At 71.8% G+C, this 12,885-nt stretch carries 8 protein-coding genes and 2 pseudogenes; 4 read left to right on the top strand and 6 right to left on the bottom strand.

From position 1 onward, the window contains the following. A partial coding sequence (locus A7A76_RS07175) for an XdhC family protein (protein WP_206410548.1) occupies positions 1-707 on the bottom strand: 707 nt, incomplete at its 3' end. A 368-nt stretch (positions 708-1,075) separates the two neighbouring features. Between A7A76_RS07175 and A7A76_RS07170 the strand changes: the two genes are divergently transcribed. The 3 genes from A7A76_RS07170 to A7A76_RS07160 are packed head-to-tail and all read left to right on the top strand — an operon-like array spanning position 1,076 to position 4,463. Further along, positions 1,076-1,612: a (2Fe-2S)-binding protein gene (locus A7A76_RS07170; RefSeq protein ID WP_206410547.1), complete on the top strand. Its 537-nt coding sequence runs from the start codon at positions 1,076-1,078 to the stop codon at positions 1,610-1,612. Positions 1,613-1,668: 56 nt separating this feature from the next. Continuing rightward, positions 1,669-3,858 (top strand): xanthine dehydrogenase family protein molybdopterin-binding subunit, encoded by a 2,190-nt coding sequence (locus tag A7A76_RS07165; protein ID WP_343225298.1) that lies wholly within the window; start codon positions 1,669-1,671, stop codon positions 3,856-3,858. Between the two features lie 11 nt (positions 3,859-3,869). Continuing rightward, positions 3,870-4,463, top strand: a complete 594-nt coding sequence (locus tag A7A76_RS07160) for a hypothetical protein (RefSeq protein WP_206410546.1) — start codon at positions 3,870-3,872, stop codon at positions 4,461-4,463. A 289-nt stretch (positions 4,464-4,752) separates the two neighbouring features. On the opposite strand, the pseudogene A7A76_RS07155 reads toward A7A76_RS07160, so the two are convergent. The 5 genes and pseudogenes from A7A76_RS07155 to A7A76_RS07135 all read right to left on the bottom strand — a co-directional run. Further along, positions 4,753-5,646: pseudogene (locus A7A76_RS07155) on the bottom strand (cation diffusion facilitator family transporter); the annotation flags it as partial. Positions 5,647-5,764: 118 nt separating this feature from the next. After that, positions 5,765-9,037, bottom strand: a complete 3,273-nt coding sequence (locus A7A76_RS07150) for an efflux RND transporter permease subunit (protein WP_206410544.1) — start codon at positions 9,035-9,037, stop codon at positions 5,765-5,767. Next, positions 9,027-10,058 (bottom strand): efflux RND transporter periplasmic adaptor subunit, encoded by a 1,032-nt coding sequence (locus A7A76_RS07145; RefSeq protein WP_206410543.1) that lies wholly within the window; start codon positions 10,056-10,058, stop codon positions 9,027-9,029. The genes A7A76_RS07150 and A7A76_RS07145 overlap by 11 nt, the downstream gene beginning before the upstream one ends. Further along, on the bottom strand, positions 10,055-11,413 hold the full coding sequence (locus tag A7A76_RS07140) for a TolC family protein (protein WP_206410542.1): 1,359 nt from the start codon (positions 11,411-11,413) through the stop codon (positions 10,055-10,057). Before A7A76_RS07140 ends, A7A76_RS07145 begins: the two co-directional genes overlap by 4 nt. A 127-nt stretch (positions 11,414-11,540) precedes the next feature. Then, positions 11,541-11,870: a hypothetical protein gene (locus A7A76_RS07135; protein WP_206410541.1), complete on the bottom strand. Its 330-nt coding sequence runs from the start codon at positions 11,868-11,870 to the stop codon at positions 11,541-11,543. Between the two features lie 380 nt (positions 11,871-12,250). Here A7A76_RS07135 and A7A76_RS07130 point away from each other — a divergent pair. Next, positions 12,251-12,885 (top strand): annotated as a pseudogene (locus tag A7A76_RS07130) (hypothetical protein); the annotation flags it as partial.

Here is a 12,885-nt window from a genome sequence, read left to right as displayed (position 1 = left end):
GCGGGCGCGCGGGCGACCGCGTGGTCGGCCAGCGCCGCGAGCGCGGCCCAGCGCGGGCGGCGTTCGACCAGGGTGGTCATCCAGCCCAGCGTGCGCAGCAGCGGCAGCAGGGTCGGGGTTTCCGGGCCGGCGCCGAGCACCAGCACCGACGGCGGCGCGGCGATCTCCAGGCGCCAGCGGTCGCTGCCGGCGTTCCACGGCAGCGGCGCGGCGGGCAGGGTCCAGCGCTGGCGCTCGTCGCCGACCGAGGCGGCCAGCGCGCCGCCGGCCTGCAGGTCCAGGCGCAGGTCGCCGTGGCCGCGGCGCCATTCGTCGACCAGCGCCGGCCACTCGCGCAGCGCCGCCAGCGGCAGCAGCGCCAGGCGCAAACGGCCGCGGCACCCCGGCGCGGAGCCGGCGAACAGGTCTTCGTCGCTGCGGGTGTCGATGTCCATCCAGTCGATGCCCTGGCCGGCCGCGGCTTCGGCCGCGCGCTGCTCGATCTCCGGTTCGATGCAGCCGCCGCTGAGCCAGCCGACTTGGCCCGTGCGGGCGCCGAACAGGGCCAGCGCGCCGGCGCGCACATAGGTCGAGCCCTCGGTTTCCAGCACCAGCGCCAGGGTCGCCGGATCGCCGCGCGCGGCGGCCGCGGCGCTGGCCTCGACGACCGCGCGCGCGCCGCCGGGCGCGCCGCGCGACAGGGAGCTGGGTTCCGGCGAATCGGCCATGGGCGACGACCGTGGGCAGGGTGGGATCGAGTCTAGAACGACTGCGGCGCTGCGGCACGCGGCGGCGCCGGCGGGCGCGGCGCGCGAACCTGCGCTGCGGCAGTTTTAGGCAAGCGCTATCGGCCGCGACCGCGCCGGTGGACGCGAGGACGCGCCTGGATTCGAGCTGCATCGCGAATCGGCGGCGGTCGCCGTCCGCGTTCGGCCGCACCCGCGCGCGGCCGAACGCGCGGTTTCCGGCAAGCGCGCATGGCCGCGCGCTTGCGCGACGCGCGTCAAGCAACGCCGCACCGGCGCCGCCGCGTTGTGGCGAATCGGCCGAAGCCGGGTGTAGGCTCGAACCACCCCAGCCGCCGCGAGGGATGCCGATGAAGCTCAACGTCAACGGCGCCGACCACGAGGTCGACGCGCCGCCGGACATGCCGCTGCTGTGGGTGCTGCGCGACCTGCTGCACCTGACCGGCACCAAGTTCGGATGCGGCATCGCCCAGTGCGGGGCCTGCACCGTGCACATCGACGGTTCCCCGCGCCGCGCCTGCGTGACGCCCGCGGCGACGGTGGCGGGCCGCAAGATCGTCACCATCGAAGGCCTCGGCCGCGACGGCCCGCATCCGGTGCAGCGCGCCTGGGCCGAGATCGACGTGGTCCAGTGCGGTTACTGCCAGTCCGGCCAGATCATGTCCGCCGCGGCCTTGCTGAGCAAAATTCCGCAGCCCAGCGACACCGACATCGACCAGGCGCTGTCCGGCAACATCTGCCGCTGCGGCACCTATCCGCGCATCCGCGCGGCGGTGCATCGCGCCGCGCAGATCGCAGGCGGCCGCGCTAGCGCCGATGCCGACGCGCGCGCCGACGCCGCGCTGCCGTTGCCGCTGCCGGTGCTGCGCAACATCGAAACCGCCTGACCGTTCCGCGGCCGCGGCGCCCGCCGCGACCGCACCGCGTTTGCAAGGAGGTGGCTGTGAACACCCTCGACGCGCCCTCGCGGCGCCGGTTCCTCAAAAGCGGCGCGCTGATCGGCGGCGGCCTGGTGGTCGGTTTCGTCGTGCCCGGCGCCAAGCGCTTCGCCGCCGCCGCGCCGGCCGCGGCCGCGGCGGCGTCGGCGGGCTTCGCGCCCAACGCGTTCCTGCGCGTGGGCCGCGACGACACCGTCACCGTGCTGCTGTCGCATTCGGAAATGGGGCAGGGCATCTGGACCGGGCTGGCGATGCTGATCGCCGAGGAGCTCGACGCCGACTGGTCGAAGATCAAGGTCGAGCACGCGCCGGCGGCGCCGGCGTACGCGCACACCATGTTCGGCATGCAGATGACCGGCGGTTCCACCAGCACCTGGACCGAATTCGAGCGCTACCGCATGGCCGGCGCGACGGCGCGCGCGCTGTTGCTGGCGGCCGCGTCGAAACGGCTCGGCGTGCCGGCGGAACAACTGCGCACCGAGAACGGCGCGGTGATCGCAGGCTCGCGCCGGCTGCGTTACGGCGAACTCGCCGTCGCGGCGGCCGCGTTGCCGCCGCCGGCGACGCCGCCGACGCTCAAGGACGCCAAGGACTGGAAGATCATCGGCAAGCCGACCCGGCGCCTGGACGGGCCGGAGAAGATCGACGGCCGCGCCAGGTTCGGCATGGACGTGCAGTTCGACGGCCTGCTGACCGCGCTGGTCGCGCGCGCGCCGGTGTTCGGCGGCACGGTGAAATCCTTCGACGACCGCGCCGCGCGCGCGGTGGCGGGCGTGCGCGACGTGGTCCAGGTGCCGTCGGGCGTGGCCGTGGTCGCCGATCACTACTGGGCGGCCAAGCAGGGGCGCGACGCGCTCAAGATCGATTGGGACGCCGGCCCGCACGCGGCCGGCCTGGACGACGCCAAGCTGCGCGCCGAATTCGCCCGGCTGGCCGCGGCCGGCGGCGGCGCGGTGGCGGCGAAAGCCGGCGACGCCGACGCGGGATTGAAGGGCGCGGCCAAGGTGATCCAGGCCGAGTACCACGTGCCCTATCTCGCCCACGCGCCGATGGAGCCGTTGAACTGCACGGTGAAGATCGGCGCGGACCTGTGCGAGATCTGGACCGGCACCCAGTTCCAGACCATGGATCAGATGGCCGCGGCCAAGATCACCGGGCTGACCCAGGAACAGATACGCATCCATACGACCTTCCTCGGCGGCGGCTTCGGCCGCCGCGCGACGCCGAGTTCGGACTTCGTCACCGAGGCGGTGCACGTGGCCAAGGCCGCGGGCAAACCGGTCAAGACGGTGTGGTCGCGCGAGGACGACGTGCGCGGCGGCTATTACCGGCCGATGTACCTGCAGCGCGCGCGCATCGGCCTGGATGCGCAGGGGCGGCCGGTGGCGTGGAAGCATGTCCTGGTCGGCCAGTCGATCATCATCGGTTCGCCGTTCGAAAAAGCCCTGGTCAAGAACGGCGTGGATTCGACCTCGGTCGAGGGCGTGGCGGATTCGCCCTATCTCAAGGAGATAAAGGATCACTTCGTCGAAGTGCATCAGCCGCAGACCGGCGTGCCGGTGCTGTGGTGGCGCTCGGTCGGCCACAGCTACAACGCCTTCGTCATGGAGAGCCTGATCGACGAGGCCGCGCACGCGGCCGGGCGCGATCCGGTCGACTACCGGCGCGCCCTGCTGGGCGCGCATCCGCGCCACCTGGCGGCGCTGAACCTGGCGGCCGAGAAAGCCGGCTGGGGCGCGAAACTGCCCGCGGGCCGCGCGCGCGGCGTGGCCGTGCACGAATCCTTCGGCAGCTACATCGCCCAGGTCGCCGAGGTCTCGTTGCTCGATGCGCCCGGCGGCGGCAAGCGCATCCGCGTGCATCGCTTCGTCTGCGCGATCGACTGCGGATTGGCGGTCAATCCCGACGGCGTGCGCGCGCAGATGGAATCGGGCATCAACTTCGGCCTGGGCGCGGCGCTGTACAGCGAACTGACCTTCAAGGACGGCCGGGTGCAGCAGTCCAACTACCACGACTACCGCGTGCTGCGCCTGGACGAGGCGCCGCAGATCGAGGTGCACATCGTCGCCAGCGCGGAAAAGATGGGCGGCGCCGGCGAGCCGGGCACCGCGCCGGTGGCGGCGGCGGTGGCCAATGCGGTGTTCGCGTTGAGCGGGCAGCGGCTGCGCGAGCTGCCGCTGCGAGCGACGGCCTGAGGAGAACGACGATGCGCGCAACTTCCGCGATTCTCGCCGCGCTGGCGCTGGCGCCGTTGCTGGCGGTGTTCGCCGCCGGTTCCAGGCCCGCGCCTGCGCCCGCGTCCGACGCGCGCGCGGTGGCGGCGTTCGCCACGGTGCAGAAGGTGTTCCAGCATCCGCGCTGCCAGAACTGCCACATCCCCGGCGACCAGCCGCTGCAGTTCGACGACGGCCGCCCGCATGCGCAGGGCGTGGTGCGCGGCCCCGACGGCAAGGGTGCGGCCGGGCTGCCGTGTTCGACCTGCCATGGCGAAGCCAACCTGCCGGCCAGCTACGGCCCCGATGCGCCGCCGGGCGCGCCGCATTGGCAGTTGCCGCCGCCCGAACACAAGATGGCCTGGATCGGGCTGCCGGCGCCGCAGTTGTGCGCGATGATCAAGGACCGCGAGCGCAACGGCGGGCGCGATTTCGCTGCGCTGATCAAGCATGTCAGCGAGGACAAGCTGGTGTTGTGGGGGTGGGCGCCGGGCGGGGACCGGGCGCCGGTGCCGGTGACGCACGATCGGTTCGTGGAGGCGTTCAGGACTTGGGCGGATGCGGGTGGGCCTTGTCCGAAGGGGTGAGGCGTGGCTGTCGTGTTTTTGTTTCGTCGTTATCGAGTGCTCGCGGTCGCGGCTTGCGCCGCTCCTGCAGTGGGATACGAAACTGGCCGAAGCCCCTGCAGGAGCGACGCAAGTCGCGACCAACCGCAGCGACTCAGCTCCGCCGAACTCACCCGCAGACCCGAAGCTTCCCGTCCGTCATTCCGGTTTTCGCCGGAATGACGGGGTGGAGGTTGCGGGGTTTCGAGGGACTGCGGCAGAGCTGAGCGACTTCGGTTGTTTCCGCCCTCAATGCCGGCGCTCAAGCATGCGGCGCATCGCATACCTCTCCGCCGCACGCCTCGCTTTCGATCTGCAAGGTGCAATGCTCGATGCCGTAGCGCTCGTCCAGCAGCTTCGTGAGTTCGCGCCGCAGCGCATCGCCGTCGGTGCCCGGCGTCACCACCAGGTGCGCGGTCAGTGCGGGGGTGCTCGAGCCCAGCGACCAGACGTGCAGGTCGTGCACGCCGGCTACGCCTGCGCTGGAGGTCAGCAGCGCGCGCACGGCGTTGAGGTCGACGCCCTTGGGCACGCCTTCCATCAACACGTTGCCGGCTTCGCGCAGCAGGGTCCAGGTGCGCGGCAGCACCCACAGGCCGATCAGCACCGCCAGCGCGGGGTCGATCCAGGCCCAGCCGGTGAAGCGGATCGCGATCGCGCCGAGGATCACCGCGACCGAACCGAGCATGTCGCTCCACACTTCCAGGTAGGCGCCCTTCATGTTGAGGCTTTCGCCGCTGCCGGCGCGCAGCAGGCGCATCGCGATCAGGTTCACCGCCAGGCCGAGCGCGGCGATGACCAGCATGCCGGTGGTGGCGATTTCCGGCGGCTGGCTGAAGCGGCCGACGGCTTCGTAGAGGATGTAGCCGGCGACGACGAACAGCATCAGGCCGTTGGCCATCGCGCCGAGCGCTTCCATGCGCGCGTAGCCGAAGCTGCGCCTGGCGTCGGGCGGTTTGCGGCTCAGCCGCACCGCGGTCAGCGCGATCATCAGCGCGACCGTGTCGGTGCCCATGTGCGCCGCATCCGACAGCAGCGCGAGGCTGTTGGTGAGGAAGGCGCCGATGACCTCGGCGATGAGGAAACCGCCGGTCAGGCCCAACGCCCACCACAGCGGTTTTTCGTGGCGGATCGCGGTGGTGCCGTGGTCGTGTCCGCTGCCCATGTCGATTCTCCGTCAATGCGGGCCGCCGCCGGGCGGCGACGGCCCATTCAAGCGCGCCGCGCGTGAGCGCGGCGGCATGGATGCGGGCCGCCTCGCGACGGCCCGCGCGTGGCCGGCGTCAGTGCGCCGGCGCGGCTTCGCCCGGCGGCAACGCCGCAGGCGCCGGCGTATCGCTGCCGCCGCGCTCTTCGTTGCGGTGCAGCCAGCGGTACAGCACCGGCAGCACCAGCAAGGTCAGCAGGGTCGAGGAGACGATGCCGCCGATCACCACGGTCGCCAGCGGCCGCTGCACTTCCGATCCGGCGCCGACGTTGAAGGCCATCGGGATGAAGCCCAGCGAGGCCACCAGCGCGGTCATCAGCACCGGCCGCAGCCGGCCGAGCGCGCCGTCGACGATGGCGTTGTCGAGCGGATCGCCCTGTTCGCGCAGCTTGCGGATGAAGGCGATCATCACCAGGCCGTTGAGCACCGCCACGCCCGACAGCGCGATGAAGCCGACGCCGGCGGAGATCGACAGCGGTATCCCGCGCAGCCACAGCGCGATCACGCCGCCGGTGAGCGCCAGCGGCACGCCGCTGAACACGATCGCGGCGTCCTTGGCCGAGCCGAAGGCCATGAACAACAGGGCGAAGATCAGCACCAAGGTCACCGGCACCACCACCGCCAGGCGCTGGCTGGCCGAGATCAGCTGCTCGAAGGTGCCGCCGTAGCCGATCCAGTAGCCTTCCGGCAGCTTGACCTGCGCATCGATGCGCGAACGCAGATCGGTCACGAACCCGCCCAGGTCGCGGTCGCGTACGTTCGCGGTCACCACGATGCGGCGCTTGCCGTTCTCGCGGTTGATCTGGTTCGGCCCGAGCACCGACTTGATCGCCGCCACCTCGCGCAGCGGCACCGTGCGCGGCGCGCCGGCGAGCCAGGTGGCGTCGCGGCTGGACTCGTCGCGATCGCCGGTGCTGGCCGGCAGCGGGATCGGCAGGTCGGCCAGCGCGGCCGGATCCTGGCGCAGCCGCTCCGGCAAGCGCACCACCAGGTCGAAGCGGCGGTCGCCTTCGAAGAACTGGCCGGCTACCTCGCCGCCGACCGCGGTGGCCACGGTCTCCTGCACCGCCGCCGGGTTGAGCCCGTACACCGCCAAGGCGCGATGGTTCGGCTCGATGCTCAGCATCGGCAGGCCGGTGGCCTGTTCGGTCTTGACGTCCGCCGCGCCCGGCACCTGCCGCGCCACCGCCTCGATCTGCTGCGCGACCTTGAGCAACTGCTGCAGGTCGTCGCCGTAGACCTTGACCGCGACGTCGGCGCGCACGCCCGAGATCAGCTCGTTGGTGCGCATCTGGATCGGCTGGGTGAACTCGAAGTTGTTGCCGGGCAGGGTGCGGGCGACGGCTTCGATCTCCTCCATCACCGCGTCCTTGGTCTTCTTCGGGTTCGGCCATCGATCGCGCGGCTTGAGGATCACATAGGCATCGCCGATCGACGGCGGCATCGGATCGCTGGCGACTTCCGAGGTGCCGACGCGGCTGAACACCCGCTCGACTTCGGGCATCTGCAGCAGCGCCTGTTCCAGGTTCTTCTGCATCGTCACCGACTGGGTCAGGCTGGTGCCGGGGATGCGCATGGCCTGCACCGCGACATCGCCCTCGTCGAGGCTGGGGACGAACTCGGTGCCCATGCGCGTGGCGATGAATCCGCTGACGATCACCAGCGCGGCGGTGCCGGCGACCACGATGGCGCGGCTGCGCAGCGCCCAGGCCAATGCCGGCTCGTAGCGGCGCTTGAGCCAGGCCATGGCCTTGTTCTCCTTCTCGTCGACCTTGCCGCCGAGGAAGATCGCCACCGCCGCGGGCACGAAGGTCAGCGACAGCAGCATCGCGCCGGTCAGCGCCAGCACCACGGTGATCGCCATCGGGTGGAACATTTTTCCTTCGATGCCGCTGAGCGCGAAGATCGGCAGGTACACCGCGGTGATGATGCCCAGGCCGAACAGGCTGGGGCGGATGACTTCGGCGGTGGCCTTGGCGGTGAGGTCGTAGCGCTCCTCGCGGGTCATCTCGCGGCCGAGCGTGTGCTGGGCCTCGCCGAAGCGGCGCAGGCAGTTCTCGATGATGATCACCGCGCCGTCGACGATCAGGCCGAAGTCGAGCGCGCCCAGGCTCATCAGGTTGCCCGAGACCCCGCCGCGGACCATGCCGGTGATGGTGAACAGCATCGCCAGCGGAATCACCAGCGCGGTGATCAGCGCGGCGCGGAAGTTGCCGAGCAGCAGGAACAGCACCACCACCACCAGCAACGCGCCTTCGACCAGGTTCTTGGCCACGGTGGCGATGGTGCGGTCGACCAGCGAAGTGCGGTCGTACACCGGGCTGGCGCTGACGCCCTTGGGCAGGCTGGCGTTGGCGGCCTTGAGCTTTTCGGCCGAGGCCAGGGCCACGTCGCGGCTGTTGGAGCCGACCAGCATGAACACCGTGCCGAGCACGACTTCGTGGCCGTTCTGGGTGGCCGCGCCGCTGCGCAGTTCCGGGCCTTCGCCGACGCTGGCGACGTCGCGGATGCGGATCGGCACGCCGTCGCGGCGGTCGAGCACGATCCCGCCGATCTGCTCGATGTTGCCGATCTGCCCGGGCACGCGCACCAGGAACTGCTCGCCGTTGCGTTCGATGTAGCCGGCGCCGACGTTCTGGTTGTTGGCCGCCAGCGCGTTGACGATGTCGCGCTGGCTCAGGTTCAAGGCCATCAGCCGCGCCGGATCCGGGGTGATGTGGATCTGCCGGGCGAAGCCGCCGGTGGTGTTGACCTCGGTGACCCCGGGGGTGTTGCGCAACTGCGGGCGGATCACCCAGTCCTGCAGGGTGCGAAGGTCGGTGGCGGTGTAGGCGCTGCCGTCGGGTTTGCGCGCCTTGGGATCGGCGTCGACGGTGTACATGAAGATCTCGCCCAGGCCGGTGGCGATCGGCCCGAGCTGCGGTTCCAGCCCGTCGGGGATCTGCGACTTGAGCTGCTGCAGGCGCTCGGCGACTTGTTGCCGGGCGAAGTACAGATCGGTGCCGTCCTTGAACACCACGGTGACCTGCGAAAGCCCGTAACGCGAAAGCGAGCGCGTGTAATCGAGCCTGGGCAGGCCGGCCAATGCGGTCTCGATCGGAAAGGTGACGCGCTGTTCGGCCTCCAGCGGCGAATAGCCCGGCGCCTGGGTGTTGATCTGTACCTGCACGTTGGTGATGTCGGGGGTGGCGTCGATCGGCAGCTTGGTGAAGCTCCACACGCCCAGGCCGATCAGCGCCACGGTCAGCGCCAGCATCAGCCAGCGGTGGCGGATGGCGAAGCCGATGATGCGCTCCAGCGCGCCGGCCTTGCCCTCGGTGCCGTTGGGAGGCAGCGGCTCAGTGCTCATGCGAGGCCCCCGATTTTTCGATGTCGGCCTTGATCAGGAAGCTCTGCTCCACCACGACCTGTTCGCCGGCCTTGAGCCCGGACAGCACTTCGGCGCGGCGCGCGTCGCGGCGGCCGAGCTTGACCGGACGCGCGCTGTAGCGCTCGCCGTCGCGCACGAACACCACATCGGCGTCGTCCATGCGCTGCAGCGCCGTCAGCGGCACCGCCAGCGCCACCGGCTGCTGCTCCACGGTCACCCGCGCGTGCACGGCCGAGCCGGGACGCCACAGGCCGTCGGGGTTCTTGATCGAGGCGCGCGCGACCGTGCTCTGGCTGGCGGTGGCGGTGCCCGGCAGGATCCGGTCGATCGTCGTGTCCACGCCTTTCTCGTCGCCCATGCGCATCACCGTCACCGGCAGGCCCGGGCGCAGGTGCGAGGCGTCGGCGCCGAACACGTGCAGGTCGACCCACAGCGTCGACAGGTCGGCGATTTCGAACAGCGGCGTGCCTTCCACCGCGACTTCGCCGATCGCGGCGTTGCGCGCCAGCACCACGCCGGAAATCGGCGCGGCGATGCTGTAGGTGGTCAGGCTGAGGTTGCTGTCGATGGTGGCCAGGGTCTGCCCGGCCTTGACCGGGTCGCCGATGTTGGCGCGCAGCGAGCGCACCGGGCCGGGGTAGCGCGCGGTGATGCGCGCCACGCGACCTTCCAGCGGGGTGATCAGGCCCTGCACATCGTGTTCGTCGGCGACGGTGCCGGGGCCGGCCGCGGCGGCGACGATGCCGGAGCGGCGCGCGATCTCGTTCGGGATCGTGGTCGCCTCGGGCTTCTCTTCGCCTTCCTTCTCGCCGTGCCCGGCGTCGCCCGCGGCTTCCTTGTGCGCGTGGCCGGACTGGCCTTCGTCGGCATGGCCTTCGCCGGCGTGGTCGTCCTTGCCCTGCGCGGCGGCGGCCGGCGCGGCCGGATTCTTGTCCGCGCCGCCGCAGGCGCTCAGGCTCAGGGCCAGCAGGCCCGCGGCGATCAACAGTTCGGGCTTCATGGCGTGGCTCCTGCGGGGGCGGTGTCGGCGGCGAGGAAGGGCTCGCCGGTGAGGCGCTGGATCTCGATCAGCGCCAGTTGCGCGTCCAGCGCGGCGTCCAGGCGTTGGCGCCGCACCGCGACGCTTTCGGCCTGCAGCAGGGCCAGTTCCAGATAACTGATCGCGCCGGCGCGGTAGGCGTACTCGGCGGCTTTCTCGGCGCGCTCCAGGCGCGGCAGCACGTCCTGCTTCAGGCGCTGGGTTTCCAGCGCGCCCACGACGTAGCGGCCCTGCGCTTCCACCAGCGTGGAATACAGCGACAGGCCCTTGGCTTCGCGTTCGGTCTCCAGCATCGCTACCTGCGCTTGTGCGCCGCGGATGCCGGGTTCGGCGCGCGCGGCCGCGCCCAGCGGCATCGACACGCTGGCGACGAAGCCGAAATCGCCGTTCTCCTGCTGCCGGCGCAGGCCGAGCTGCCAGTCGATGTCGGCCTTGGACTGGCTCTGGGCCAGGCGCACGCGCGCTTCGGCGATGCGGCGCTGGTCGACGAAGCGCGACAGTTCCGGATTGCGCTCCAGCAGGCTCGCCAGCGCGCTCGTTTGCTGGATCTGCGGCAGCGCGAACGGATCGCCGGCGACGGTCGCGAAGCCCGGATCGCGTTCGCCCCACAGCGCGGCGAGGAACTGGCGCGCGGCCAGCAGCGCGCGCTGGGCGCGGCTGCGGTCGAGCTCGGCGCGGGCCAGTTGCGCCTGCGCGGTCAGCAGGCCGGACTCGGGCGAGGCACCGGCTTCCAGGCGCACGCGCGCGGCGGCGACCGCGCGCCTGCGCTGGGCGATGTCGAACTCGGCCAGATCGATGCGGCGCTGTTCGGCGACCACGGCCAGATAGCGGCGCGCGGTTTCGGCGAGCAGGTCGAGGCGGCGGCCTTCGCGGTCCACCGCCAGCGCGTCGATGTTGCTCTGGGCGAAGGTGCGGCGCGCATCGAGCTTGCCGCCGCGTTCGAACACCGAGGCCAGGGTCAGGGTCAGTTCGGCCGCCTTGACCCCGCTGAGCGCGCCGGTGCCGAGCGCGTTGTCGAACGAGGCGCCGGCCACGTACGCGGGTTTTTGCGCGGCGAGGTCGCGCTCGGCTTCCAGCACGCGGCGCTGGTCGCCGAACAGGCGCAGGTCCGGGTGGTTGCCCTGGATCCGGCCGAAGGCGTCGTCGAGGGTGAACACCGAGCCGCCGCGCGCAGCGGCGCCGGCTTCGGCGTGGGTGCCGGCCTGCGCGCCGGGCGGCGCGGCGGCGGGCGGGGAGGCAGCAACGGGCGGCCGCGCCTGTGCGGAAAAGCACAGCGCAGCCGTCAGGACGGCCAGGGCCGTCGGACGCAAACGCATGGGTTGTCTCCTGAATCGCTATCGACGCCGATGCGTGGGCACGCACGGCGAGGCTTGCCAGCCCGACGCGGTGGTCGGGTCGAGGCTGGGGACGTCGTGTCCAGCGCCGGCGATGGCCGGCGGCGACTCAGGCGCGGATCGGTGGCCGCAGCGGTTGCGCGGGATCGGCCGCGATGAAGGCCGTGGCGCGCGCCGGGAGCGGGCTCGCGGGGGAGGGGGCGAGCAGCCCCAGCTCGATGCGCGGCAGCAAGGCGGCCTGCACGGCGCAGCAATGGGAGACGTGGCGTTGCAGATCGCCGCAGCCGTCCTGGTCGGGCAGGCCGCCGGCGTGGGCCGGGTCGAAGCTCAGCGCGGCGTTCGGCACCAGGTCGTCGAGTTCGCCGATCTCGCCGGCGAAGGCCAGCACCGGCTTGACCAGCATCACCGCGATGAGCACCCCGAAAACGAGGTGGCGCAACACATTCGTGAGGGCGGACGGGCCGGGCATGGCGCGATCATAGGAGCCGGCATGCGCGCAATACAATTGCAACGGCGCATGTTTCGTTCAGTCTGGAGGCGCGTTTTCTGCGCACGGCGGCGTTGCGGCGGTGTCGCAGCGACGCGCGCCGCGACATTCGGTCGCGCGCTTCGCGGCGCCATCGCGCCGCGCGCGCCAGTGGACCGATTGCGCATCGCGTCGCCGCCGCGCCGTCGCCATAATCCGCGCCGCGCGGCAGGACGCCCGAAGGCGCAGCCGGCGTGCACGCACCCGGCAGATCAGGTCAGGGCGATGCAGCAACTGCGTCACATCCCCGGCCTAAGCTGCGCGCGCATTTCGCAGTTCGGTGGTACAGGGGGTTGGCAGTGATGTTTGTGATCGAGCCGGGGCGCAATGCCGCCGGCCAGGACTCGGGTGCGCGCCGCGGCGCGTCGGGTTGGCCGCTCGCCGCATTCGGCGCAGCGCTGGGATTGGGCCTGTTGGCGAGCGGTTGCGGTTCCGGCAAGGCGCCGGCCGAACCTGCGGCGCCGGCCGCGCCCGCTGCCGAAGCCGCCGCGCCGCTGCCGCCGGCGCTGGACGAACTCGATGCCGGCGGCCTGCGCGAGCGCGCCGCGCGGGCGCTGCGCGAACAGCGCATCCACACCCCGGCCGGCGACAGCGCGGTCGATTACTACCTGGCGCTGCGCGACAAGGATCCCGGCCACGCCGACGTCGCCGCCGCGCTGACCGAATTGCAGCCTTACGTGGTCATCGCCGGCGAGCAGGCCCTGGCCGACGGCGATCTGGCCGAATCCGAGCGCCTGACCGGCCTGCTCGCGCGCATGGACCCGCAGGCGCCGGCGCTGCCGCGCCTGCGCGAGGGCCTGCGCACGGCCCAGGCCGCGCAGGACAAGCGCAGCCGCGAGGACGCCGAACGCCAGCTCGCCGAACGCGCCGACGCCGCCAGCCGCGTCCAGACCCAGGCCAGCGCCCAGGCCGCGCAGCGCGCCGCCGC

The sequence above is a fragment of the Lysobacter enzymogenes genome (assembly GCF_017168095.1).
Lineage (GTDB): Bacteria > Pseudomonadota > Gammaproteobacteria > Xanthomonadales > Xanthomonadaceae > Lysobacter > Lysobacter enzymogenes_D.
The sequence above is the reverse complement of the archived record's forward strand: the minus strand, read 5'-3'. Positions and strand labels throughout refer to the sequence as shown.

Excerpts from the sequence above, each read along its gene's own strand:
- A7A76_RS07170 (WP_206410547.1), top strand. The coding sequence starts at position 1,076 with ATGAAGCTCAACGTCAACGGCGCCGACCACGAGGTCGACGCGCCGCCG.
- A7A76_RS07160 (WP_206410546.1), top strand. The coding sequence starts at position 3,870 with ATGCGCGCAACTTCCGCGATTCTCGCCGCGCTGGCGCTGGCGCCGTTG.
- A7A76_RS07150 (WP_206410544.1), bottom strand. The coding sequence starts at position 9,037 with ATGAGCACTGAGCCGCTGCCTCCCAACGGCACCGAGGGCAAGGCCGGC.
- A7A76_RS07145 (WP_206410543.1), bottom strand. The coding sequence starts at position 10,058 with ATGAAGCCCGAACTGTTGATCGCCGCGGGCCTGCTGGCCCTGAGCCTG.
- A7A76_RS07140 (WP_206410542.1), bottom strand. The coding sequence starts at position 11,413 with ATGCGTTTGCGTCCGACGGCCCTGGCCGTCCTGACGGCTGCGCTGTGC.